Below are 25,175 nucleotides of genomic sequence, written 5' to 3'. Positions count from 1 at the left end.
GTGTACAATGCTTAACTTTTCCGCTCGACGGAAATCATGGTAACAAAAGGATAGCGTTGCCACGGGATTGCCCCGCCTTTCACATACATATGTGAAATCGTGCCATCAAGATAAAGCAGCTGCTCGACGTCCAGTTTCGCTTTGGCATAACAGGCAAAATCATAAAAATTTGTCGCCTGCTGGCTCAACAAAAACACAGCGTTCCCTTGTTTATTAATCCCCACACCGTTACGGATTTTGCGTGAGGCGACGTTGGGATGAATACGCGGATTAATTACGCCATTTTCCATCAGCATTGGCCCTGACTGCACCGCAAACTGAATCTCTTTACTGGCTTTAAAGGCATCCAAACGAACGATGCCGACTTTATTTCCCGCAACATAAAAAACGCCGCCAGGACGGATAAAGAAATTACCTTCCCCCGAGGCGAGATTTAACGCCACTTTCTGCTGACCGTTTTCGATGTACAAACCGAGCGGCGCATAGTTTTCATCATAGATGCCGCCGTTCATCACCATCTGAACCTGATCCTGATTATTAACATCAGCCAGCAGCGCATGTAACGTTTCCCACGCTTCGCCATTGGCTTTTTGCCAGTACATTTTCACCCGTTCGGTTTGAGGATTAACGGTATACGCCTGCACAGTCAGCGTTGGGTCAGAGAGCGCGCAGTCATCAGCAGCAGCAGCAAACAAGGGGAGCAAGGTGAGAGCGAGAAAAATCCGTTTGAGATTCAAGGTGATCATTCCTTTACCAATGAGTAGCCGATGCGCCATTATAGGTCCTGGATGTGGGATTTTTTTATCCTGTTAATGGCCTTGACGAGTACCAAAAAGCGCGAAGTTCAACTATTGTTCTGTGGTGTTCTGTTGCGTGTTGACGGCAAAATTTTGCTGGCGTAACATGCGCGCACGATCACTCTAAGAGGACATTCGCCTTGGACACACCCAGTAGATACTGGCTCATTATCCTGTCATCCAGGATCAACTCCTAAGGCTATCCCCTTTTGCTGATAGCCTTAGCGGTTGTCAGCGACCTCAATTTTCCCGTCGCGCTGAGTCAGGCTGTTTAATGGTCTGAAACCCAATTTGTTTCTGTGTGCCCACCGAACTGTCCGATATTTTAAGCATTGGGAGTCCCGGTCATGCTGAGCGCATTTCAACTGGAAAATAACCGACTGACCCGGCTGGAAGTCGAAGAGTCACAACCCCTTGTAAATGCAGTATGGATTGATCTTGTCGAACCGGATGACGACGAGCGACTGCGCGTACAATCTGAACTTGGCCAGAGCCTGGCAACTCGCCCGGAACTGGAAGACATCGAAGCATCGGCGCGTTTCTTTGAAGACGATGACGGCCTGCATATTCACTCCTTCTTCTTCTTTGAAGATGCGGAAGATCACGCCGGTAACTCTACTGTAGCATTTACCATCCGCGATGGTCGTCTGTTTACACTGCGTGAACGCGAGCTGCCTGCATTCCGTCTGTATCGTATGCGCGCCCGCAGCCAGTCGATGGTAGACGGTAACGCTTACGAGCTGCTGCTGGATCTGTTCGAAACCAAAATCGAACAGTTAGCGGATGAAATTGAAAACATCTACAGCGATCTGGAGCAACTGAGCCGGGTGATTATGGAAGGGCGTCAGGGCGATGAGTACGACGAGGCACTCTCCACATTGGCAGAACTGGAAGATATCGGCTGGAAAGTTCGCCTGTGTCTGATGGATACCCAGCGCGCGCTCAACTTCCTGGTACGTAAAGCACGCTTACCGGGTGGGCAACTGGAGCAGGCGCGTGAAATTCTGCGAGATATCGAGTCCCTGCTGCCGCATAACGAATCCTTGTTCCAGAAGGTGAACTTCTTGATGCAGGCAGCGATGGGCTTTATCAACATCGAGCAGAACCGCATCATCAAAATCTTCTCGGTGGTGTCCGTCGTGTTCCTGCCGCCAACGCTGGTCGCTTCCAGCTACGGGATGAACTTTGAGTTTATGCCAGAGTTGAAGTGGAGCTTCGGCTACCCGGCAGCGATTATCTTTATGATCCTCGCGGGCCTGGCACCGTATCTGTACTTTAAGCGCAAGAACTGGCTGTAACTTTACGATGTCGCTGTGAGTAAGTTAGTGTGCTGACAGCGACATTTTAGCCGAGGGAATCACAGATAACATAATTGTTGTGAATAATATCCATGCCACGTTGAGTTGGACGCTTAATGAATCACATCTCATCCCTTCAATTGCTGCAGAGATGATAGAAAAAAGTGTCAAACCCAATGAAGTCAATACAAAGTAGATTGCCTTACATCCAGTATCTCTTATTCTTTTAGCTCCGATGTTGATATTCACATATGTATTAGTGTTGATCAGAATAAAACTCAAAGCCAGGTTGATATCATTCAAAGTTATTAATATTGACCATGATGTTAATGTATAGATTATGAACTGCAAGCGTGATAAGCGCTCAAGCCTGGATGGGTAGAATATATTTCTGATGGATGATTTAAAAATTTTTACATTGTTATATATATATATGATGGATTGAAGTTTATATATTATTTAGCTCATATAAGTTGCTATATCTATGCAATATGGCAGTCTTTGTATTGATAACTATACATTAGTAATTTAGAGTGTGTAAGTTTTTATTGATGGGGTATATTTTAATTAAATATAATTGAAATGTATTTTTATTCTATAAATAATATCTGGGGTGAATGGATTCTATATGGGAAATGGTAACTTTTGGCAGTTATTCTTGGGTAAAGAACCTTACAGCAAAAAATCTGATTTTGTTAAGGCGTGGTTATTGTGGTGGGCTATTACCATCCTTGTTCTATTTATTTTAAGCCTGACTACGACATTAAATTTAAGAAGTTTAGGTATAGGGTTAAGTTTTGGGTTTTGTCAAATCCTTGGTAGATATACAATGTCTCTAGGATGGAGTAAGTACTGGGGAGTTTTGGGTATATTTCCTGTAACAAATATCGTACTTTTTCTTATCTTAATTTTTTTCAAAAAAAGATAGATAAGTCAGTGGGTAGGCTTTTTAAATGGCCTACCCATGTTAATGCTTAACTTTTTCTACGCTGCGTATAAATCGCATCCATCACAAAAATTGCCAGCGCCACCCAAATAAAGGCGAAAGTCACCATCTTATCGGCACCCGGTTTTTCACCATAAAACGTCACAGCCAGCAGGAACATCAGCGTCGGGCCAATGTACTGGAAAAAGCCTAACGTTGAGAGACGCAGGCGTGTCGCAGCGGCGGTAAAACACAACAGCGGTACGGTAGTGACAATACCGGCGGCGATCAGCAGTAAATTCAGCGACATAGGGTTTTGCCCCATATGGCTGGTTGAGCTGTCGGCAATAGCAAACAGGTAAATCGCCGCCACGGGCAGCAACCACATGGTTTCGATTAACATGCCGGTTTGCGCTTCAACGGCAATTTTCTTGCGTACCAGGCCGTAGAAGGCAAAACTAAACGCCAGCCCCAGCGCGATAATAGGTAGCGAACCAAAAGTCCACAGCTGGACCAACACGCCACATATCGCCAGAATCACCGCCAGCCATTGCATCCGGCGGAATCGCTCGCCGAGGAAAATCATCCCCAGCACAATGTTCACCAGCGGGTTAATAAAGTACCCGAGGCTCGCTTCTAGCATATGGTGATTGTTCACCGCCCAGATAAACAGTAGCCAGTTGCCGCCAATCAGCACGGCAGAGACTGCCAGCATAAAAATTTTCTGTGGCGTCTGAATCAGCGTTTTTAAATAGGACCACTGGCGGCAGATGCTCATCAGCACCACCATAAAGAAAAACGACCAGATCACGCGATGCGTCAGGATCTCATCGGCGGGCACGTAGTAAATCAGCTTGAAGTACGCTGGGGCGATACCCCAAATAAAATAAGCGGCAAGAGCGAGTAATACGCCCTGCCGCGTTTGTTTTGCATCCATTGGAAAACTCATTTTTTGTTGTTGATAGCAGTTGACCTGCTCAGTTTGCTGACAAAGTGTGCTTTGTTCATGCTGGATGCGGCGTTAACGCCTTATTCAGCCTACAAAACCATGCAAATTCAATATATTGCATTTCTCTGGTAGGCCTGATAAGCGTAGCGCATCAGGCAATTTTGCGTTTGTCATAAGTCTCAGCAGTTTACCTGCTTTTATGTATTCAACCTACCATATAGGTGGCGGTAGCACTGGCAATATAAAGCTGTTCTTCATTGTGCAGTTCAACGCGGGCGACGGCGACTTTATTACCCGCACGCAGCAGGCTACTGGTAGCTGTAAAACGCTCGCCTCTGCCTGGACGTAGATAATCGACGCGAAGATCAATTGTCCCCATCCGCGATAGCCGCTGGCGCAGTTCATCCTCACTGATGGTTTCGTGGCGGGTTAAGGTGCTACCTACACACACCAGACCCGCAGCGACGTCCAGCGCCGACGCAATGACCCCACCGTGCAAAATGCTTTGCGCCCAGTTACCAACCATCATCGGCTGATTTTTAAAGGCCAGCTGTGCAAATTCTTTTTCGTAACGCTCCAGCTCCATCCCCAATGCGCGGTTAAATGGCATGTGATAAACAAACATTTCACCCACTAATTTCAGGGCTTGTTCGGCGGTCAGTACGGCAGACATATCATCCTTACACTTCATTGGTTAATGAAATGTTGATTTTATGCTTCTTTGTTGTTGGTTTCTACTTTAGGAAGGGATAACTAACGGCAATTGAGTTAAGTATGTAAAATAGCCCGCAGAAAAAATATTCATCTAATCAATAATTCGTTATGGAGAACACGATCGATGCGGACTCTACTGGGCTGCTTGTTGCCGATGTGTATGCTGCCGATAGTGGCAAATGCGCAAGAGGCAACGGTGAAAGATGTGCATGACGCGCCAGCAGTACGTGGCAGCATTATCGCCAATATGTTGCAGGAGCATGACAATCCTTTCACCCTTTATCCTTACGACACCAACTACATCATCTACACCCAAACCAGCGATCTGAATAAAGAAGCTATTGCCAGTTACGACTGGGCAGAAAACGCGCGTAAGGATGAAGTAAAGTTCCAGTTGAGCCTGGCGTTTCCGCTGTGGCGGGGGATTTTGGGGCCAAACTCTGTACTGGGCGCTTCCTACACACAGAAATCCTGGTGGCAGCTTTCTAATAGCGATGAGTCATCACCGTTTCGTGAAACCAACTATGAACCGCAATTGTTCCTCGGGTTCGCCACCGATTACAGCTTTGCAGGCTGGACGCTGCGCGATGTAGAGATGGGTTATAATCACGACTCTAACGGACGTTCTGACCCAACTTCCCGTAGTTGGAACCGTATCTACACCCGCCTGATGGCAGAGAACGGTAACTGGCTGGTAGAAGTGAAGCCGTGGTATGTCGTCGGTAATACGGACGATAACCCGGACATCACCAAATATATGGGTTACTACCAGCTTAAAATTGGTTATCACCTCGGTGATGCTGTGCTGAGCGCGAAAGGGCAGTACAACTGGAACACCGGTTATGGTGGTGCGGAGTTAGGCTTAAGCTACCCGATCACCAAACATGTGCGTCTTTATACCCAAGTCTACAGCGGCTATGGCGAATCGCTCATCGACTATAACTTTAACCAGACCCGCGTCGGTGTGGGAGTTATGCTAAACGACCTGTTCTAATGCGAGTTGATTGAAAGGCAAATCTGGAATCCAGCATCCAGGATTATCCTCTCAGAGACTAAAAGCATTGCAGTTTCTCGCGCAGGCGCTGAAAATAGCGCCTGTTTTTATTTCAGGCAATCGGGGTGAATGTGGCGCAGGCGGAAGTGTTGAATCTGGAGTCAGGAGCTAAGCAGGTTTTACAAGAAACCTTTGGCTACCAACAGTTTCGCCCTGGTCAGGAAGAGATCATCGATACCGTACTTTCTGGTCGCGATTGCCTGGTCGTCATGCCCACTGGTGGCGGAAAATCCCTTTGCTATCAAATTCCTGCCTTATTGCTAAACGGCCTTACCGTGGTTGTTTCACCGCTGATTTCGTTGATGAAAGATCAGGTGGATCAACTGCAAGCCAACGGCGTGGCGGCGGCGTGCCTTAACTCGACGCAAACCCGAGAGCAGCAACTTGAAGTGATGACAGGCTGCCGTACCGGGCAAATTCGTCTGCTCTATATCGCGCCGGAACGCCTGATGCTGGATAACTTCCTTGAGCATCTGGCGCACTGGAATCCGGTGTTATTAGCCGTTGATGAAGCGCACTGTATCTCCCAGTGGGGCCACGATTTCCGCCCGGAATATGCCGCGCTCGGTCAGCTGCGTCAGCGTTTTCCGACGCTGCCGTTTATGGCGCTAACCGCCACCGCCGACGACACCACGCGGCAGGATATTGTGCGTCTGCTGGGGCTGAACGATCCGCTAATTCAAATCAGCAGTTTTGACCGTCCGAATATTCGCTACATGCTGATGGAGAAGTTCAAACCGCTCGATCAGTTGATGCGTTACGTGCAGGAACAGCGGGGAAAGTCGGGCATTATCTACTGCAACAGTCGGGCGAAAGTAGAAGACACAGCCGCGCGTCTGCAAAGTAAAGGAATTAGCGCGGCGGCGTATCATGCAGGCCTGGAAAACGATGTCCGCGCCGATGTGCAGGAGAAATTTCAGCGCGATGACCTGCAAATTGTGGTGGCGACCGTGGCGTTTGGTATGGGCATCAACAAGCCTAACGTCCGCTTCGTGGTGCACTTTGATATCCCGCGCAATATCGAATCCTATTATCAGGAAACCGGTCGCGCCGGGCGTGATGGCCTGCCTGCGGAAGCGATGCTGTTTTACGATCCAGCGGATATGGCGTGGCTGCGCCGTTGCCTGGAAGAGAAGCCGCAGGGGCAGTTGCAGGATATCGAGCGCCATAAACTCAATGCGATGGGCGCATTTGCCGAAGCGCAAACTTGCCGTCGTCTGGTGTTGCTGAACTATTTTGGCGAAGGTCGTCAGGAACCATGTGGTAACTGCGATATCTGCCTCGATCCGCCGAAACAGTACGATGGTTCAACCGATGCACAGATTGCCCTTTCCACCATTGGTCGTGTGAATCAGCGGTTTGGGATGGGCTATGTGGTGGAAGTGATTCGCGGCGCCAATAACCAGCGTATTCGCGACTATGGTCATGACAAACTGAAAGTCTACGGCATGGGCCGCGATAAAAGTCATGAGCACTGGGTGAGCGTGATCCGCCAGCTGATTCACCTCGGCCTGGTGACGCAAAATATTGCCCAGCACTCCGCGTTACAGCTGACAGAAGCCGCGCGCCCGGTACTGCGTGGCGAATCCTCTTTGCAACTTGCCGTGCCGCGTATTGTGGCGCTCAAACCGAAAGCGATGCAGAAATCGTTCGGCGGCAACTATGACCGTAAACTGTTCGCTAAATTACGCAAACTGCGTAAATCGATTGCCGATGAAAGCAATGTCCCGCCGTACGTGGTGTTTAACGACGCAACCTTAATTGAGATGGCGGAACAGATGCCGATCACCGCCAGCGAAATGCTCAGCGTTAACGGCGTTGGGATGCGCAAGCTGGAACGCTTTGGTAAACCGTTTATGACGCTTATCCGCGCGCATGTTGACGGCGACGACGAAGAGTAGTCAGCGGCATAAAAAAGTGCCAGGATGAAGATTCCGTAAACGTTTTCCCCGCGAGTCAATTGTATGTTGATGTTATTCCTCACCGTTGCCATGGTGCACATCGTGGCGCTTATGAGCCCCGGTCCCGATTTCTTTTTTGTCTCTCAGACTGCCGTTAGTCGTTCCCGTAAAGAAGCGATGATGGGTGTGCTGGGCATTACCTGCGGCGTAATGGTTTGGGCTGGGATTGCGCTGCTTGGCCTGCATCTGATTATCGAAAAAATGGCCTGGCTGCATACGCTGATTATGGTAGGTGGTGGCCTGTATCTCTGCTGGATGGGCTACCAGATGCTACGTAGCGCACTGAAAAAAGAGGTTGTTTCTGCACCTGCGCCACAGGTAGAACTGGCGAAAAGCGGGCGCAGTTTCCTGAAAGGTTTACTGACCAATCTCGCCAATCCGAAAGCGATTATCTACTTTGGCTCGGTGTTCTCGCTGTTTGTCGGCGATAACGTCGGCACCACCGAACGCTGGGGCATTTTCGCGCTGATTATTGTCGAAACGCTGGCATGGTTTACCGTCGTTGCCAGCCTGTTTGCCCTGCCGCAAATGCGCCGTGGTTATCAACGTCTGGCGAAGTGGATTGATGGTTTTGCCGGGGCATTATTTGCCGGATTTGGCATTCATTTGATTATTTCGCGTTGATGCCAGACGCGTCATCAGAGTAAGTCGGATAAGGCGTTTACGCCGCATCCGACATTATTTTTTAAGCATGTCTCGCCGATGCCAACAGCGCTCCCACCAGCATAAACAGCGAGCCGAAAATCTTATTCAATGCCTTCATTTGTTTCGGCCCTTTTATCCATAACGCGATCCGTTGGGCGAGGGTGGCGTAACCGATCATCACAATAATATCGACCACAATGGTGGTGACGCCGAGCACGATATACTGCATAACTTGCGGCTGCTGCGGCATGATGAATTGCGGAAATAGCGCTGCCAGAAACACAATACTTTTGGGATTGGTGAGATTCACAAACACGGCCCGTTGGTACAGATGACGCCGTGATTGGGTCGGGGTCAGCGATTTAAGGTCAATTGCGCCAGCGGCGCGCCACTGCTGGATCCCCAGCCAAATCAGGTAAGCCGCTCCCGCCCACTTCAACACTTCAAACGCAATCACTGAGCGGGAAAATAGCGTCCCCAATCCCACGCCAACCAGCACAATATGAATCGCCAGCCCGGTTTGTAAACCAGCAATAGACGCCACTGCACCACGATAACCGTGGTTAAGGGAAGTGGTCATGGTATTGATTGCGCCAGAGCCTGGCGACAAGCTTAAAATGATCGATGTCAGCAGGTAGGCAAACCACCATTCTAAAGTCATGATGAACTCCCGGTGTGTCTATTTTTGTGCCACAATACGCTACTGTCGCAGCGTTGTGTCAGGCACGCTTAAAAAAACGATTTTACGTGGTTTAAGAGGCAGATTACCCGATGTTTCAGCAGCAAAAAGACTGGGAAACAAGAGAAAAAGCGTTTGCTGCTTTTACCATGGGACCGCTGACTGATTTCTGGCGTCAGCGTGATGAAGCAGAGTTTACTGGTGTGGATGACATTCCGGTGCGCTTTGTCCGTTTTTGCGCACAGCACCATGACCGGGTGGTCGTCATCTGCCCAGGGCGCATTGAGAGCTACGTAAAATATGCGGAACTGGCCTACGACCTGTTCCATTTGGGGTTTGATGTATTAATCATCGACCATCGCGGGCAAGGGCGTTCCGGTCGTCTGTTAGCCGATCCACATCTTGGCCATGTTAATCGTTTTGATGATTATGTTGATGATCTGGCGGCGTTCTGGCAACAAGAGGTCCAGCCAGGTCCGTGGCGTAAACGCTATATACTGGCCCACTCGATGGGCGGCGCAATCTCCACTCTGTTCCTGCAACGCCATCCTGGCGTGTGCGATGCCATTGCACTGACCGCGCCAATGTTCGGCATTGTGATTCGCATGCCGTCATTTATGGCGCGGCAGATTCTAAACTGGGCCGAAGCGCACCCACGTTTTCGCGATGGCTATGCGATAGGCACCGGGCGCTGGCGCGCCTTGCCGTTTACCATCAACGTGCTTACCCACAGCAGGCAGCGATATCGGCGCAATCTACGCTTCTATGCTGATGACCCAACGATTCGTGTCGGCGGGCCGACATACCATTGGGTACGCGAAAGTATTCTGGCCGGAGAACAGGTGTTAGCCGGAGCAGGTGATGACGCCACGCCAACGCTGCTTTTGCAGGCTGAAGAAGAGCGCGTGGTGGATAACCGCATGCACGACCGTTTTTGTGAACTTCGCGCCGCCGCGGGCCACCCTGTAGAAGGAGGTCGACCGTTGGTAATTAAAGGTGCGTACCACGAGATCCTTTTTGAAAAGGACGCAATGCGCTCAGTCGCGCTCCACGCCATCGTTGATTTTTTCAACAGGCATAACTCACCCAGCGGAAACCGCTCTACAGAGGTTTAAATTTCTTATGTACCAGGTTGTTGCGTCTGATTTAGATGGCACGTTACTTTCTCCCGACCATACGTTATCCCCTTACGCCAAAGAAACTCTGAAGCTGCTCACCGCGCGCGGCATCAACTTTGTGTTTGCGACTGGTCGCCACCACGTTGATGTGGGGCAAATTCGCGATAATCTGGAGATTAAGTCTTACATGATTACCTCCAATGGCGCGCGCGTTCACGATCTGGATGGCAATCTGGTTTTTGCTCATAACCTGGATCGCGACATTGCCAGTGACCTGTTTGGCGTAGTCAACGACAATCCGGACATCATTACTAACGTTTATCGCGACGACGAATGGTTTATGAATCGCCACCGCCCGGAAGAGATGCGCTTTTTTAAAGAAGCGGTATTCAAATATGCGCTATATGAGCCGGGGTTGCTGGAACCAGAAGGTGTCAGCAAAGTGTTCTTCACCAGTGATTCCCATGAAAAACTTCTGCCACTGGAGCAAGCGATTAACGCTCGCTGGGGCGATCGCGTCAATGTCAGTTTCTCTACCTTAACCTGCCTGGAAGTCATGGCTGGCGGCGTTTCAAAAGGCCATGCCCTGGAAGCGGTAGCGAAGAAACTGGGCTACAGCCTGCAAGATTGTATTGCCTTTGGCGATGGAATGAACGATGCCGAAATGCTGTCGATGGCGGGTAAAGGCTGCATTATGGGCAGCGCACATCAACGGCTGAAAGATCTGCATCCAGAGCTGGAAGTGATTGGTACTAACGCCGAAGACGCAGTGCCGCATTATCTGCGTAAGCTCTATTTATCGTAATCGTTCTTTATTTGGTCAGTTGTCAACCTGATACTTCGCTACAATGGATACTCGTTAATCAAAGAGTTTTCCATTGTGGCGCTACTTATCATCACCACGATTCTGTGGGCCTTCTCCTTTAGCTTTTATGGCGAGTACCTTGCGGGCCACGTCGATAGCTATTTTGCGGTGCTGGTGCGCGTTGGCCTGGCGGCACTCGTTTTTCTGCCGTTTCTGCGTACCCGTGGCAATAGCCTGAAAACGGTCGGCCTGTATATGCTGGTGGGCGCGATGCAGCTTGGCGTGATGTATATGCTGAGTTTCCGTGCTTATCTCTACCTGACGGTCTCCGAACTGTTGCTGTTCACCGTGCTGACGCCGCTCTACATCACGCTGATTTATGACATCATGAGCAAGCGCCGCCTGCGCTGGGGCTATGCCTTTAGCGCCTTGCTGGCGGTGATTGGCGCCGGAATTATTCGCTACGATCAGGTCACCGACCATTTCTGGACGGGCCTGCTGCTGGTACAACTCTCCAATATCACTTTTGCCATTGGTATGGTGGGCTATAAACGCCTGATGGAAACTCGCCCGATGCCGCAGCATAACGCCTTTGCGTGGTTCTATCTTGGCGCGTTCCTGGTGGCAGTGATTGCATGGTTCTTGCTGGGAAATGCGCAGAAAATGCCGCAAACCACGTTGCAATGGGGCATTCTGGTGTTTCTTGGCGTGGTGGCTTCCGGGATTGGCTACTTTATGTGGAACTACGGCGCGACGCAGGTGGACGCCGGAACGCTGGGCATTATGAATAATATGCACGTTCCGGCAGGGCTGCTGGTAAACCTGGCTATCTGGCACCAACAGCCGCACTGGCCAACGTTTATTACAGGCGCGCTGGTGATCCTGGCCTCACTGTGGGTGCATCGTAAGTGGGTCGCTCCGCGCTCTTCACAAACGGCAGATGATCGCAGGCGTGATTGCGCGCTGAACGAATAAACGCTTCTGTAATCGGCTGACGCTGCTCGCCATCGCGCACGGCGGCGTACAGTCGGCTCCACAAGCCTTCGCCCAGGGTTTTGGTGACCACCAGACCCTGGCGTTCAAAACTCTCCACTACCCAATGCGGTAGTGCGGCAATACCCATCCGTGCGGCAACCATCTGAATCAACAATAAGGTGTTATCGACGCTTTTCAGTGACGGGCTGACGCCTGCTGGCTGAAGAAAATGCCGCCAGACATCCAGTCGGCTACGCTGCACCGGATAAATCAACAGCGTTTCGCTGGCGAGATCTTCCGGTGTAATACGCGTTTTTGCCGCCAGTGGATGGTCAGGTGCTAACACCAGGCGTACTTCATAATCGAACATCGGCGAATAATGCAGGCCACTGCGCGGCAGAATATCGGACGTCATCACCAGATCCAGCTCGCCCTGTTGCAACGCAGGCTGCGGATCAAACGTTACGCCCGATTTAAAATCCATCTCCACCTGCGGCCAGTTCTTATGGAAATTTTCTAATGCGGGCGTCAGCCACTGAATACAGCTGTGGCACTCGATGGCGATGCGCAGGCGTGTCTGCTGCGGTTCATTACAGGCTTGCAGTGCCTGGCTGATTTGCGGCAGTACCTGGTTTGCCAGTTGTAGCAGGATTTCTCCCTGCGGTGTAAAGCGAAGCGGCTGGCTTTTACGCACAAATAGCCGGAAGCCGAGGCGTTGTTCCAGATCGCTAAACTGGTGAGACAGGGCGGATTGCGTCTGATGCAACGTCGCCGCAGCGGCTGCGAGCGAGCCGCAGTTCCGCAACGCTTGTAGCGTTTTCAGGTGTTTTACTTCGATCATGAAAGTCCTTCACTTCGGCATGAATAATTTGCGCTTGAGGAATATACAGTAACTGGCAAATATGGATGTGTAAACATCTGGACGTCTAAATACTAAAAATTCCACAAGGGGCATATAATGACAATTCTTAATCACACCCTCGGTTTTCCTCGCGTTGGCCTGCGTCGCGAGCTGAAAAAAGCGCAAGAAAGTTATTGGGCGGGGAACTCCACGCGTGAAGAACTGCTGGCAGTAGGGCGTGAATTGCGTGCTCGTCACTGGGATCAACAAAAGCAAGCGGGTATCGACCTGCTGCCGGTGGGCGATTTTGCCTGGTACGATCATGTTCTGACCACCAGCCTGCTGCTGGGTAATGTTCCGGCGCGTCACCAGAACAAAGATGGTTCGGTAGATATCGACACCCTGTTCCGTATTGGTCGTGGACGTGCGCCGACTGGCGAACCTGCGGCGGCAGCGGAAATGACCAAATGGTTTAACACCAACTATCACTACATGGTGCCGGAGTTCGTAAAAGGCCAACAGTTCAAACTGACCTGGACGCAGCTGCTGGAGGAAGTGGACGAGGCGCTGGCGCTGGGCCACAAGGTGAAACCTGTGCTGCTGGGGCCGATTACCTACCTGTGGCTGGGGAAAGTGAAAGGTGAACAGTTTGACCGCCTGAGCCTGCTGAACGACATTCTGCCGGTTTATCAGCAAGTGCTGGCAGAACTGGCAAAACGCGGCATTGAGTGGGTACAGATCGACGAACCAGCTCTGGTACTGGAACTGCCGCAGGCGTGGCTGGACGCATACAAACCCGCTTACGACGCGCTCCAGGGGCAGGTGAAACTGCTGCTGACTACCTATTTTGAAGGCGTCACACCAAACCTCAACACGATTACTGCGCTGCCTGTTCAGGGGCTGCATGTTGACCTCGTGCATGGCAAAGATGACGTTGTTGAACTGCACAAGCGTTTGCCTTCTGACTGGCTGCTGTCTGCTGGTCTGATCAATGGTCGTAACGTCTGGCGCGCCGATCTTACCGAGAAATATGCGCAAATTAAGGACATTGTTGGCAAACGTGATTTGTGGGTGGCATCTTCCTGCTCACTGCTGCACAGCCCCATCGACCTGAGCGTGGAAACGCGTCTTGATGCAGAAGTGAAAAGCTGGTTTGCCTTCGCCCTGCAAAAATGCCATGAACTGGCGCTGCTGCGCGATGCGCTGAACAGTGGTGACACGGCAGCTCTGGCAGAGTGGAGCGCCCCGATTCAGGCGCGCCGCCACTCTACCCGTGTACATAATCCGGCGGTAGAAAAACGTCTGGCGGCGATCACCGCCCAGGACAGTCAGCGTGCTAATGTCTATGAAGTGCGTGCCGAAGCCCAGCGTGCGCGTTTTAAACTGCCCGCGTGGCCGACCACCACGATTGGTTCCTTCCCGCAAACCACGGAAATTCGTACCCTGCGTCTGGATTTCAAAAAGGGCAATCTTGACGCCAATAACTACCGCACGGGCATTGCGGAACATATCAAGCAGGCCATTGTTGAGCAGGAACGTTTGGGACTGGATGTGCTGGTACATGGCGAGGCCGAGCGTAACGACATGGTGGAATACTTTGGTGAGCATCTCGACGGTTTTGTCTTTACGCAAAACGGTTGGGTACAGAGCTACGGTTCCCGCTGCGTGAAGCCACCGATTGTTATTGGTGACGTTAGCCGCCCGGCACCGATCACCGTAGAGTGGGCGAAGTATGCACAATCGCTGACCGACAAACCGGTGAAAGGGATGCTGACTGGCCCGGTGACGATTCTCTGCTGGTCGTTCCCGCGTGAAGATGTCAGCCGTGAAACCATCGCCAAACAAATTGCGCTGGCGCTGCGTGATGAAGTGGCGGACCTGGAAGCGGCAGGGATTGGTATCATCCAGATTGACGAACCGGCACTGCGCGAAGGTTTACCGCTGCGCCGCAGCGACTGGGATGCTTATCTCCAGTGGGGCGTAGAGGCCTTCCGTATCAACGCCGCCGTAGCGAAAGATGAAACGCAAATCCACACTCACATGTGTTATTGCGAGTTCAACGACATCATGGATTCGATTGCGGCACTGGATGCAGACGTCATCACCATCGAAACCTCGCGTTCCGACATGGAGTTGCTGGAGTCATTTGAAGAGTTTGATTATCCGAATGAAATTGGCCCAGGCGTCTATGACATTCACTCGCCAAACGTACCGAGTGTGGAATGGATTGAAGCCTTGCTGAAGAAAGCGGCAAAACGCATTCCGGCAGAGCGTCTGTGGGTCAACCCGGACTGCGGCCTGAAAACGCGTGGCTGGCCAGAAACCCGCGCCGCGCTGGCGAACATGGTGCAGGCGGCGCAGAATTTGCGTCGGGGGTAAATCCAAACCGGGTGGTAATACCACCCGGTCTTTTCTCATTACAGCGACTTCTTGCCACCATACTGCCTGAACCATTCCAGCATTCGCTGCCAGCCGTCTTTTGCAGATTCTGCATGATAGCTCGGACGATAATCGGCGTTGAATGCATGCCCGGCATCCGGGTAAACGATAATCTCTGCTTTCGCGTTTGCTGCCCGCAGCGCCTGGCGCATCGTTTCCACGCTCTCCTGCGGAATGCTGTTATCCTGGCCGCCATATAAGCCGAGAACCGGAGCGTTAAGATCGGTTGCGATATCAACAGGTTGTTTCGGTGAATTCAGTGACTTATCGCCCGTCAGTTTGCCGTACCACGCCACTGCGGCTTTTAACTGTGGATTATGCGCGGCATACAGCCAGGTGATGCGTCCGCCCCAGCAAAATCCGGTGATCATTAAACGATGGACATCGCCGCCGTTGCGTGACGCCCAACTGGCGACATGATCGAGATCGGCCAATACCTGTGAGTCAGGTACTTTTGCCACCAGACCACTTAGCAGCGTTGGGATATCGGCGAAATCATTCGGATCGCCTTCGCGGAAATAGAGTTCTGGTGCGATAGCCAGATACCCCTCCAGCGCCAGACGGCGACAAATATCGCGGATATGTTCATGCACGCCAAAAATTTCTTGCACTACAATGACCACTGGCAGTGGGCCATCGCTCTGCTTTGGGCGAGCATGGTAAGCAGGCATGTTATCCCCTTGTGAAGGGATAGAGGTGAACCCTGCCACAATCGCATCTTCCGGGGTCTGAACGATGGTCGAGGCGAGGGGCGATGCAGCAGGTGCAAATCCAGATTGTTGTGTTGTTGCCATGGTATTCTCCGTACCCTTATAAAAATTTTGCGCAATGTTAACTATAGTCAGCATGCAACAAATCACATTGCCTGAATCGGCTCATCTTTTATGCAACAACACACGGTAAAGAGTTATTTATGTGATTTAAATCACTTTTATCAGGTAAATGCATGCAACACATTTGCGTCATGGTGATGGGTGTCACGAAAAAATGTTAAATCCTTCGGTAAAGTGTCTTTTTGCTTCTTCTGACTAAACCGATTCACAGAGGAGTTGTATATGTCCAAGTCTGATGTTTTTCATCTCGGCCTCACTAAAAACGATTTACAAGGGGCTACGCTTGCCATCGTCCCTGGCGACCCGGATCGTGTGGAAAAGATCGCCGCGCTGATGGATAAGCCGGTTAAGCTGGCATCTCACCGCGAATTCACCACCTGGCGCGCAGAGCTGGATGGTAAACCTGTTATTGTCTGCTCTACCGGTATCGGCGGTCCGTCTACTTCTATTGCTGTTGAAGAGCTGGCACAGCTGGGCATTCGCACCTTCCTGCGTATCGGTACGACGGGTGCTATTCAGCCGCATATTAATGTTGGTGATGTATTGGTTACCACGGCGTCTGTTCGTCTGGATGGCGCGAGCCTGCACTTCGCTCCGCTGGAGTTCCCGGCTGTCGCTGATTTCGAATGTACTACTGCACTGGTAGAAGCCGCGAAATCCATTGGCGCGACCACCCACATTGGTGTGACTGCTTCTTCTGACACCTTCTACCCGGGCCAGGAACGTTATGACACATACTCTGGTCGCGTAGTCCGTCACTTTAAAGGTTCTATGGAAGAGTGGCAGGCGATGGGCGTGATGAACTATGAAATGGAATCTGCAACGTTGCTAACCATGTGCGCAAGCCAGGGCCTGCGTGCAGGTATGGTGGCGGGCGTTATCGTTAACCGCACCCAGCAAGAGATCCCGAATGCTGAGACGATGAAACAAACTGAAAGCCATGCGGTGAAAATCGTGGTGGAAGCGGCGCGTCGTCTGCTGAAATAAAAAAATGCTCCCTGGCTTAGGGGAGCATTCCGATTGTTGTTAACGTGTGCTTTGTTCATGCCGGATGCGGCGTGAACGCCTTATCCGGGCCTACAAAAGCATGCAAATTCAATATATTGCATTTCTGTGGTAGGCCTGATAAGCGCAGCGCATCAGGCAATTTAGCGTTTGTCATCAGTCTCATACTCCCCGACTTCGGAGAGCGATATCTGTTACTGACGCCGTAAGCGCATAATTTTGCGGATTATTGGCGTCAGCAGCGTAAAGGCTGCCAGAGTCAGCAATGCCAGGGTGATCGGTCGGGTATACAGAAAGTCGAGTGACCCACCCGAAAGCGACAGCGCCCGGCGAAAATTACTTTCTGCCATTGGCCCCATAATCAATGCCAGGACCACTGGCGACGCCGGATATCCCCCTTTCTGCATGAAATAGCCCACTACGCCCGCAATCAGCATAATGCCGACATCAAACAGGCTATTGTTCAGCGCATAAGTCCCAACAACACAAAGCGCGAGGATCATCGGCGTGAGAATATTGCCGGGGATTTTCACCACGTTGCCGATGACTTTCAAAGAGAGCAGCCCAAGCACTAGCAGCATGAAGTAACAGAAGATCATGCCGACAAACAGCGTATAAACCATATCGCCGTGGTCGGTAAACATCAGTGGACCTGGCTGCATCCCTTGTAACGTTAACGCGCCCAGCATGATGGCGGTTACCGCATCGCCAGGGATCCCTAGCGTCAGCATAGGTAACAAGGCGCCACCGGTGCAGCCATTCGCGCCTGCCTCACAGGAGGCCACCGCCTTAATCTCACCCTTACCAAAGTTTTCAGGCGTCTTACTGAAACGACGAGTTTCGTTATAGGCAACAAAAGCTGCAATATCCGCTCCCGCACCGGGGATCATGCCGATAAAAACCCCTAATCCTGATGAGCGCAAAATGGTTAATGCGATGCGACGTAGCGTTTGCCAGGGCAGTAACAGACTGCCGATAGCCACCTTCGCGCCCTGACGAATTTGCTGGTTTTGCTCCATAGAGCGGAATGCCTCTGAAGCAGCAAATAAACCAATCATCACCGGGATAAATGGCACATTCATCAGCTCCACAAATCCACCTGTAAACCGTGGAAAACCGCCCATTGGATCCAGGCCTATCGTTGCGATCAGCAATCCGCCAACTCCGGCAATCAGTCCTTTAATCAACGACTCGCCGGAAATACTGGCAATAATACTCAGCCCGAAGGTTGCCAGGGCGAAGGACTCTGAAGCACTAAACTTCAACGCCCAACTGGCAAGTACCGGAGAGAGAAACATCAGCACAATAATGCTGATTGTTCTGCCGCTAAAGGAAGAGAACGTGGCGGCACTCAACGCCAGCCCGGCTTTTCCCTGCTTCGTCAGCTCATAACCGTCAATTGCGGTGGCTGCGGCTGCGGGTGTGCCTGGAATTTTGAGCAAAATTGCGGTGATAGAACCGCCATAGACGCCGCCAAAAAAGACGCCGCAAATCATCAACAAGCCAGAAACAGGCTCCATGCCGTAGGTGAAAGGCAGTAAAATCGCCACCCCCATGGTCGCTGTTAAACCGGGCAGGGCGCCAATCACAATACCCAGCATCACCCCAAACGTGGCAAACAGCAGCGCCTGAGGATTACTGAGTAATGTCGAAAAACCCTGAGTTAAAAGTTCACTTTCAAACATTGCCGGCCCCTGTTATTCGAAAAATGTGCCGACAGGCAATGGCACCTGTAACGCTTCGACGAACAGCAACCAGAGGATTGCCGTTAACAAGAGCGCAATACCCGGTGTGAGTACCCATCGCCTGTAGCCCATCAACGTCATAATGACGATGAGGAAAACAGGAGTAGTAATGAGATAACCGCAGTAGCTCATCGCCACAATATAAAACGCGGTTGCCGCAATTCCCGTTGCCGTTTTCCTGAATGCCGGTTTTTCCTGTGCGTTGGCGCAAGATTCTGGTTTTGCCAGCAAAAGATCGCGTATCACCAGCAAGACAGCGAGCACAATCAGGGCGCAGGCATAGAAGGTAGGGAAGGCACTTGCACCGGGATCCGTTTCAATGGCAGTTGCTGGAAAATCAGCGGCATTAATCATCACTGTGCCAGCAACTACGCAAAGTAACAGCGCCACCACCACGGTGGATGAAAGGCGCTTGCGGTGCGGTACGGCGAGTTGAGCAACAGACTGTTTTGTGTTCATCGACCGTACCTCGGGATTATTTTTTCAGGCCCAGGCGAGTTAGCAGCTCGTCAAAATACTGTTCCTGCTCGCTGATTTGGGTCTGGAAGCTGGCGCCATCAAGCCATGCATAGTTGAGATTCAACTTTTGCAGAGCATCCTGAAATACAGGCTCTTCAGCCGTCTCTTTTGCTGCCTTCGCCAGAACATCCACCACATCCTGCGGCGTTTTTTGCGACACAATCAGACCGCGCCAGGTGCCGATGGAGAGATCAACGCTTTTCTCTTTTAACGTCGGTACGTCAGGCATGGCTTTCACACGCTCATCCGCCATCACCACCAGTGTCTTCAGCTTGCCACCTTTCACATGGTTGATAACTTCACCTGGGCTTACAGAAACCGCTTCAATGTGCCCGCCTAACAGACCTGTAATGGCAGGGGCTGCGCCGTCATAAGGGACATGAGAAAACTTCGCGCCCGTTTTGTCTTCCAGAGCAGCCGCCGCCAGATGCCAGATAGCCCCGGTGCCTGAGTTACCAATGCGTACTTTTCCGGGATTCGCTTTGGCGTAAATCATAAATTCTTCATAGCTATTCCACGGCGCATCGGCACGGACGGTGATAGCCGCCGGATCCGCATTCAGACGGGCGATGGGTTTGAAGTCGCTGGTTGTAAAACGCACCATTCCGAGGCTGGGAAGGGTGGTCAGTTCAACCGTGCCTAAACCGATTTTGTAACCGTTAGGGCGGGCAGCGGCGATTTCGCTCAGGCCAATAGCGCCGCCACCGCCAGGTTTATTGATAACCCCGATGCTGACGGGTAAATGGTTTTTGGCGGCATCAGCAAAGGCTCGGGCAACCAGATCCGTACCGCCTCCGGCAGCGTAGGGTACGACTAACTCGATCTGTTTGGTTGGCCAGGAAGCCGCCTGTACGGGTGCAGTGCTGAGGGCAGCGCCTGCAAGAAGTACCATCGCAGCCATTTTTTTCGGTAAGGTAAGATGTTTTATCATTGGTTTTATATCCTTATTTATCAGTTAGTTATTATTTAAATTGTTCCATGCGTTCATAAACAGCACTGCATTTTCATAGACCTGCTCTGGCGTCATGCCGGGGCGATATAGCGCAGAACCGAGGCCGAAGCCGTTTGCGCCGTAACTCAGATAACGCGCCATGGTTTCCGGTGTGATACCGCCAACCGGTAACATCGGAACGGATTGCGGAATAACCGCACGCCAGGCTTTGGTGACTTCTGGCGTAATTTGTTCGGCCGGGAACAGCTTGATGGCATTGGCGCCGTGTTCAATGGCAGCAAAGGCTTCAGTGGGCGTAGCGACGCCAGGCGCGCAATACATACCCAGCGCACGGGCGCGACGGATCACCGCAGTATCGCAATGCGGCATCACGATAATCTGGCCTCCAGCCTCTTTAACCGCGACCACCTGCTCTACTGAAAGCACAGTTCCGGCTCCGACCAGGCAGTCCTTAGGCAGGGCGTCGCGCAGTATACTGATACTTTGCAACGGCTCCGGCGAGTTCATGGGAATCTCAATCAGGCGGAATCCGGCGGCGTACAGCTTTTCACCGATGGCGACAATCTCATCCGGTTTCACGCTGCGTAAAATGGCGACTAACCCGGTTTTTTGCAAAAGCGTATTAAATGGCATGAGTACATTCCCTGGCGTTGGTGGAGAGTAGCCCGGCAGCGTGGGCGATTCGCCATAATCCCTGTTCAGTGGCATTAGGAATGGCGTGAAGCTGTCTGTCGGGAAAAACGTGGCTGAACGCCCGTGAATAGCGGCTGTTCAGGGTGGCGCTACCGATTAAGGCGATCGGCGTTGTGGCGGGTAAATCACGCAGCAAGCTGGATGCCAGACCACATAATTCATGGCCTATCAGTAATCCGGAAAGATAATCGCCCTGTGAGGACGGCGTAAGATTATCGGTCAGCAAGCGCGAACGGGTCGAAAACAGCGTCGATAATAATCCGGTCTGATGATGCTCCAGTGCCGCTGTCAGTCCTTGGGCAAAGGCATCCCAGTGCGGCTCATCTCCCGAATGCATGGTGGCGCCAAGAATCGAATGGCGGGATAAAACATCAAATAATTCGCCCGTCATAAAGGTTCGGAAATCGGTAATGGTGTTATTTTCAACCACCGCCCATTTCGCATGAGTGCCAGGTAAGCCAATCAGCACCGGCACACCCTTACGGATTGCGTCTTGCAGGGCAGGTTCCATTGCGATGGCACCGAAGATTTGTGTCTCTTCGCCACGCATCACTTCGGGCATTTCACCTTCTTTAATCACGCCGGGAATGATGTGCAGCATTGTCTGCTGCTGGTGGATAACCGGCGTCAGTTGCTTCGCCAGGCCATCGAGAGTGACCGGGCAAGGTAAATAAGCTGCTGGTTGCCACCCTTGCGCACTGCCGATCATGCCACAAGCCAGAACCGGGCAGGGGGATTGTGCCAGCCAGTCTCCACAGACACGCAAAAATGTATCGTGGAAAGCGTCCTCACGTGTTGCTGCCTGGGAGGGTAATTTCATGATTCCCCAGGGGAATTCACGTTTTTCTTGTGGATCTGGTGAGTCACCAAAACGCCATGCCCGAAGCGATGACGTTCCCCAGTCCAGGGCAATAAATGAGGTATTTCTCGACATTAGCCGTTTCCTTTAATCATGGTTTAATTATCTTTGCGGACGTGCTTACCCCAGCCCAGTTCAGCGGAGATCTCTTCTGCACAGGATTTGACGTAAGGTGCCAGTTCTTCCAGGCGCGCCAGCGACATATACGTGGTGGTACTGGCGACAGAAATGGCCGCCACAATTTCATTCCGGGCGTTGTAAATCGGCGCTGCAACGCAACGGATAGTGGGCTCGTTCTCTTCCAGATCAAAAGCAAAACCACTGGCGGCATAACGGCGCATGTTTTGTATAAATGCGCCCAGTTTTGTTTCATCACCACAAGTTAAAAATAGTGTGCGCCACTCTTCTTCTGTTCGGTTGAGGATCAACGCCTTGCCGATGCCGGTGATTGCCAGTGGCATGCGATGGCCTGGGCGTGAGCGCATTTCCAGCCCGCGCTGACTGTTGATCTTCTCCAGATACAGCACTTCGTCGCCTTCAACGATCCCCAGATGCACGGTGTCCTGGGTGTAACGGGCCAGACGTTGCAAAACGGGCTGTGCAACTTCATACAATGAAGTGCTTTCCAGCGCTCTGGCGCCGAGTTCGATCAGTTTGGCGCCCAGTTGGTAGCCCTGAGTTGGGACATGGCGCAGATAGCGTTGCTCCACCAAAACAGAGACTAAACGATGGGTTGTACTCCGCGTCGTGCCGGTGAACTCGCCGATGCTTTTCAGGTCATGGCAACCGTTATAAACAGCATTAATAACCGCCAGTCCGCGTAATAACGTTTGTGCGCCAGCGGTGGTTGAAGAGGTTTCTGCCATAGATGTCTCCTGATGATATTGCCGAGTGTTTCACAGAATAAAGTGGGGAAAAGGTGATGCGTCCCACAATATAAACTTAGTCTCATATTGTGGGATAAAATAAGCAAAATAAACGATCGTTTTGCGTAGCGCCTCGCAGGAAACTTCTTTCAAACTGGACGTTTGTACAGCACAATTCTATTTTGTGCGGGTAAGTTGTTGCGTCAGGAGGCTTTGTGGATTTCTCAATCATTGTTTATGCCATTATTGCGCTGGTCAGTGTGGCCATCGGTTGGCTGTTTGCCAGTTATCAACATGCGCAGCAAAAAGCCGAGCAATTAGCCGAACGTGAAGAGATGGTCGCGGAGTTAAGTGCGGCAAAACAACAGATTACCCAAAGTGAGCACTGGCGCGCAGAGTGTGAAATGCTCAATAACGAAGTGCGTAGTCTGCAAAGTATCAATACTTCGCTGGAGGCGGATCTGCGTGAAGTAACCACGCGGATGGAAGCCGCACAGCAACACGCTGACGATAAAATCCGCCAGATGATCAACAGCGAGCAGCGTTTGAGCGAGCGATTTGAAAATCTCGCCAACCGTATTTTTGAGCACAGTAATCGCCGGGTAGATGAACAAAATCGTCAGAGTCTGAACAACTTGTTATCGCCGCTGCGTGAACAACTGGATGGTTTTCGCCGACAGGTACAGGACAGCTTTGGTAAAGAAGCACAAGAACGCCATACCCTGACCCACGAAATTCGTAATCTACAGCAACTCAACGCGCAAATGGCCCAGGAAGCGATCAACCTGACGCGCGCGCTGAAAGGCGATAACAAAACCCAGGGGAACTGGGGCGAAGTGGTACTGACGCGGGTGCTGGAGGCTTCCGGACTGCGTGAAGGGTATGAATACGAAACCCAGGTAAGCATCGAAAATGATGCTCGCTCGCGGATGCAGCCGGATGTCATCGTGCGGCTGCCGCAGGGGAAAGATGTGGTGATCGATGCCAAAATGACGTTGGTCGCCTATGAACGCTATTTTAACGCCGAAGACGACTACACCCGCGAAAGCGCGCTACAGGAGCATATCGCGTCGGTGCGTAACCATATCCGTTTGCTGGGACGCAAAGACTATCAACAGCTGCCGGGGCTACGAACGCTGGATTACGTGCTGATGTTTATTCCCGTCGAACCAGCGTTTTTACTGGCGCTTGATCGCCAGCCAGAGCTGATCACCGAAGCGTTAAAGAACAACATCATGCTGGTTAGTCCCACCACGCTGCTGGTGGCGTTGCGTACTATCGCCAACCTGTGGCGTTATGAGCATCAAAGCCGTAACGCCCAGCAAATCGCCGATCGTGCCAGCAAGCTGTACGACAAGATGCGTCTGTTTATTGATGATATGTCCGCGATTGGTCAAAGTCTGGACAAAGCGCAGGATAATTATCGGCAGGCGATGAAAAAACTCTCTTCAGGTCGCGGAAATGTGCTGGCGCAGGCAGAAGCGTTTCGCGGTTTAGGGGTAGAAATTAAACGCGAGATTAATCCGGACTTGGCTGAACAGGCGGTGAGCCAGGATGAAGAGTATCGACTGCGGTCGGTTCCGGGGCAGCCGAATGATGAAGCTTATCAACGCGATGATGAATATAATCAGCAGTCGCGCTAGCCCATTAGGGGTAGTTAAGCCGGGTAGAAATCTAGGGCATCGACGCCCAATCTGTTACACTTCTGGAACAATTTTTTGATGAGCAGGCATTGAGATGGTGGATAAGTCACAAGAAACGACGCACTTTGGTTTTCAGACCGTCGCGAAGGAACAAAAAGCGGATATGGTCGCCCACGTTTTCCATTCCGTGGCATCGAAATATGATGTCATGAATGATTTGATGTCATTTGGTATTCATCGTTTGTGGAAGCGATTCACGATCGATTGCAGCGGTGTGCGTCGTGGGCAGACCGTACTGGATCTGGCTGGCGGTACCGGCGATCTGACGGCGAAATTCTCCCGCCTGGTTGGTGAAACGGGCAAAGTGGTTCTCGCCGATATCAATGAATCCATGCTCAAGATGGGCCGTGAGAAACTGCGCAATATCGGTGTGATTGGCAACGTTGAGTATGTTCAGGCGAACGCAGAGGCGCTGCCGTTCCCGGATAACACCTTTGATTGCATCACCATTTCGTTTGGTCTGCGTAACGTTACCGACAAAGATAAAGCACTGCGTTCGATGTATCGCGTGCTGAAACCGGGCGGCCGCCTGCTGGTGCTTGAGTTCTCGAAGCCGATTATCGAACCGTTAAGCAAAGCCTATGACGCTTACTCCTTCCATGTGCTGCCACGTATTGGCTCGCTGGTGGCGAACGATGCCGACAGCTACCGCTATCTGGCCGAATCCATCCGTATGCATCCCGATCAGGATACGCTGAAAGCCATGATGCAGGATGCCGGATTCGAAAGTGTCGATTATTACAACCTGACGGCTGGCGTTGTGGCGCTGCATCGTGGTTATAAGTTCTGACAGGAGTACG

General features: G+C 51.5%; 25 protein-coding genes. 13 read left to right on the top strand and 12 right to left on the bottom strand.

Annotated features, from left to right (window positions below):
• Positions 1-11: 11 nt before the first annotated feature.
• The gene (locus AACS80_RS20740; RefSeq protein WP_138183978.1) at positions 12-776 is read right to left on the bottom strand and encodes a phosphodiester glycosidase family protein; all 765 of its coding nucleotides are present in this window, start codon (positions 774-776) and stop codon (positions 12-14) included.
• A gap of 161 nt (positions 777-937) precedes the next feature.
• Here AACS80_RS20740 and ysgD point away from each other — a divergent pair, with 161 nt between their 5' ends.
• The 3 genes from ysgD to AACS80_RS20725 all read left to right on the top strand — a co-directional run bounded on the left by ysgD (position 938) and on the right by AACS80_RS20725 (position 3,023).
• Positions 938-994, top strand: coding sequence for a YsgD/CorL family protein (gene ysgD / locus AACS80_RS20735; RefSeq protein ID WP_212723238.1), 57 nt, complete (start codon positions 938-940; stop codon positions 992-994).
• A gap of 150 nt (positions 995-1,144) precedes the next feature.
• On the top strand, positions 1,145-2,095 hold the full coding sequence (corA, locus tag AACS80_RS20730; protein WP_130209436.1) for a magnesium/cobalt transporter CorA: 951 nt from the start codon (positions 1,145-1,147) through the stop codon (positions 2,093-2,095).
• 628 nt (positions 2,096-2,723) lie between these two features.
• Positions 2,724-3,023, top strand: coding sequence for a hypothetical protein (locus AACS80_RS20725; protein WP_138183977.1), 300 nt, complete (start codon positions 2,724-2,726; stop codon positions 3,021-3,023).
• Between the two features lie 46 nt (positions 3,024-3,069).
• Here AACS80_RS20725 and rarD read toward each other — a convergent pair whose 3' ends face one another.
• Positions 3,070-3,957: an EamA family transporter RarD gene (gene rarD / locus AACS80_RS20720; RefSeq protein ID WP_000339103.1), complete on the bottom strand. Its 888-nt coding sequence runs from the start codon at positions 3,955-3,957 to the stop codon at positions 3,070-3,072.
• A 217-nt stretch (positions 3,958-4,174) separates the two neighbouring features.
• Positions 4,175-4,642, bottom strand: coding sequence for an acyl-CoA thioesterase YigI (yigI, locus tag AACS80_RS20715; RefSeq protein ID WP_001277142.1), 468 nt, complete (start codon positions 4,640-4,642; stop codon positions 4,175-4,177).
• Between the two features lie 165 nt (positions 4,643-4,807).
• On the opposite strand from yigI, the gene pldA reads away from it, so the two are divergent.
• From pldA to rhtC, 3 genes are all read left to right on the top strand, one after another.
• Complete coding sequence (gene pldA, locus AACS80_RS20710) at positions 4,808-5,677, top strand: phospholipase A (RefSeq protein WP_130223375.1); 870 nt, start codon at positions 4,808-4,810, stop codon at positions 5,675-5,677.
• A 131-nt stretch (positions 5,678-5,808) separates the two neighbouring features.
• Entirely contained in the window at positions 5,809-7,638 is a 1,830-nt protein-coding gene (gene recQ, locus AACS80_RS20705; protein WP_130209494.1) for an ATP-dependent DNA helicase RecQ, read from the top strand.
• A gap of 63 nt (positions 7,639-7,701) precedes the next feature.
• Entirely contained in the window at positions 7,702-8,322 is a 621-nt protein-coding gene (rhtC, locus tag AACS80_RS20700) for a threonine export protein RhtC (protein ID WP_000928845.1), read from the top strand.
• A gap of 61 nt (positions 8,323-8,383) precedes the next feature.
• On the opposite strand, the gene rhtB is transcribed toward rhtC, so the two are convergent.
• Positions 8,384-9,004 carry a homoserine/homoserine lactone efflux protein gene (rhtB, locus tag AACS80_RS20695; RefSeq protein WP_130219502.1) on the bottom strand — a complete coding sequence of 207 codons (621 nt, stop codon included), beginning with the start codon at positions 9,002-9,004 and terminating at the stop codon, positions 8,384-8,386.
• A 110-nt stretch (positions 9,005-9,114) separates the two neighbouring features.
• Here rhtB and pldB point away from each other — a divergent pair, with 110 nt between their 5' ends.
• The 3 genes from pldB to bioP all read left to right on the top strand — a co-directional run bounded on the left by pldB (position 9,115) and on the right by bioP (position 11,920).
• Positions 9,115-10,137: a lysophospholipase L2 gene (pldB, locus tag AACS80_RS20690; protein WP_135410619.1), complete on the top strand. Its 1,023-nt coding sequence runs from the start codon at positions 9,115-9,117 to the stop codon at positions 10,135-10,137.
• Positions 10,138-10,144: 7 nt separating this feature from the next.
• Positions 10,145-10,945, top strand: coding sequence for a sugar/pyridoxal phosphate phosphatase YigL (gene yigL, locus AACS80_RS20685; protein WP_130209446.1), 801 nt, complete (start codon positions 10,145-10,147; stop codon positions 10,943-10,945).
• Between the two features lie 75 nt (positions 10,946-11,020).
• The gene (bioP, locus tag AACS80_RS20680; RefSeq protein ID WP_001196237.1) at positions 11,021-11,920 is read left to right on the top strand and encodes a biotin transporter; all 900 of its coding nucleotides are present in this window, start codon (positions 11,021-11,023) and stop codon (positions 11,918-11,920) included.
• Here bioP and metR read toward each other — a convergent pair.
• Positions 11,808-12,761 carry an HTH-type transcriptional regulator MetR gene (gene metR, locus AACS80_RS20675; RefSeq protein ID WP_000573618.1) on the bottom strand — a complete coding sequence of 318 codons (954 nt, stop codon included), beginning with the start codon at positions 12,759-12,761 and terminating at the stop codon, positions 11,808-11,810. The genes bioP and metR overlap by 113 nt on opposite strands.
• 117 nt (positions 12,762-12,878) lie before the next feature.
• Between metR and metE the strand changes: the two genes are divergently transcribed.
• Positions 12,879-15,140, top strand: coding sequence for a 5-methyltetrahydropteroyltriglutamate--homocysteine S-methyltransferase (gene metE, locus AACS80_RS20670; RefSeq protein WP_138183976.1), 2,262 nt, complete (start codon positions 12,879-12,881; stop codon positions 15,138-15,140).
• A 38-nt stretch (positions 15,141-15,178) separates the two neighbouring features.
• On the opposite strand, the gene AACS80_RS20665 is transcribed toward metE, so the two are convergent.
• Complete coding sequence (locus AACS80_RS20665; RefSeq protein WP_130209450.1) at positions 15,179-15,994, bottom strand: dienelactone hydrolase family protein; 816 nt, start codon at positions 15,992-15,994, stop codon at positions 15,179-15,181.
• 261 nt (positions 15,995-16,255) lie between these two features.
• Here AACS80_RS20665 and udp point away from each other — a divergent pair, with 261 nt between their 5' ends.
• A complete protein-coding gene (gene udp, locus AACS80_RS20660) occupies positions 16,256-17,020 on the top strand; it encodes a uridine phosphorylase (protein WP_130209452.1) in 765 nt (254 codons plus the stop codon).
• Positions 17,021-17,232: 212 nt separating this feature from the next.
• Here the strand turns inward: udp and AACS80_RS20655 are convergent, their stop codons facing one another.
• The 6 genes from AACS80_RS20655 to AACS80_RS20630 are packed head-to-tail and all read right to left on the bottom strand — an operon-like array spanning position 17,233 to position 22,672.
• Positions 17,233-18,723: a tripartite tricarboxylate transporter permease gene (locus tag AACS80_RS20655; protein ID WP_138183974.1), complete on the bottom strand. Its 1,491-nt coding sequence runs from the start codon at positions 18,721-18,723 to the stop codon at positions 17,233-17,235.
• Between the two features lie 12 nt (positions 18,724-18,735).
• The gene (locus tag AACS80_RS20650; RefSeq protein ID WP_130209456.1) at positions 18,736-19,242 is read right to left on the bottom strand and encodes a tripartite tricarboxylate transporter TctB family protein; all 507 of its coding nucleotides are present in this window, start codon (positions 19,240-19,242) and stop codon (positions 18,736-18,738) included.
• 16 nt (positions 19,243-19,258) lie between these two features.
• Positions 19,259-20,233 (bottom strand): Bug family tripartite tricarboxylate transporter substrate binding protein, encoded by a 975-nt coding sequence (locus AACS80_RS20645; protein WP_138183973.1) that lies wholly within the window; start codon positions 20,231-20,233, stop codon positions 19,259-19,261.
• A gap of 24 nt (positions 20,234-20,257) precedes the next feature.
• Positions 20,258-20,887 (bottom strand): 2-dehydro-3-deoxy-6-phosphogalactonate aldolase, encoded by a 630-nt coding sequence (locus tag AACS80_RS20640; RefSeq protein ID WP_135410620.1) that lies wholly within the window; start codon positions 20,885-20,887, stop codon positions 20,258-20,260.
• The gene (locus AACS80_RS20635) at positions 20,877-21,881 is read right to left on the bottom strand and encodes a 2-dehydro-3-deoxygalactonokinase (RefSeq protein ID WP_135410621.1); all 1,005 of its coding nucleotides are present in this window, start codon (positions 21,879-21,881) and stop codon (positions 20,877-20,879) included. The genes AACS80_RS20640 and AACS80_RS20635 overlap by 11 nt, the downstream gene beginning before the upstream one ends.
• 23 nt (positions 21,882-21,904) lie before the next feature.
• Positions 21,905-22,672: an IclR family transcriptional regulator gene (locus AACS80_RS20630; RefSeq protein ID WP_135410622.1), complete on the bottom strand. Its 768-nt coding sequence runs from the start codon at positions 22,670-22,672 to the stop codon at positions 21,905-21,907.
• A 215-nt stretch (positions 22,673-22,887) separates the two neighbouring features.
• Here AACS80_RS20630 and rmuC point away from each other — a divergent pair, with 215 nt between their 5' ends.
• Positions 22,888-24,315 carry a DNA recombination protein RmuC gene (gene rmuC, locus AACS80_RS20625; protein ID WP_135410623.1) on the top strand — a complete coding sequence of 476 codons (1,428 nt, stop codon included), beginning with the start codon at positions 22,888-22,890 and terminating at the stop codon, positions 24,313-24,315.
• A gap of 94 nt (positions 24,316-24,409) precedes the next feature.
• Positions 24,410-25,165 carry a bifunctional demethylmenaquinone methyltransferase/2-methoxy-6-polyprenyl-1,4-benzoquinol methylase UbiE gene (ubiE, locus tag AACS80_RS20620; protein ID WP_000227958.1) on the top strand — a complete coding sequence of 252 codons (756 nt, stop codon included), beginning with the start codon at positions 24,410-24,412 and terminating at the stop codon, positions 25,163-25,165.
• Positions 25,166-25,175: the final 10 nt, after the last annotated feature.

The organism is Escherichia sp. E4385 (assembly GCF_963883145.1).
In the GTDB taxonomy this organism is placed as follows: domain Bacteria; phylum Pseudomonadota; class Gammaproteobacteria; order Enterobacterales; family Enterobacteriaceae; genus Escherichia.
The sequence above is the reverse complement of the archived record's forward strand: the minus strand, read 5'-3'. Positions and strand labels throughout refer to the sequence as shown.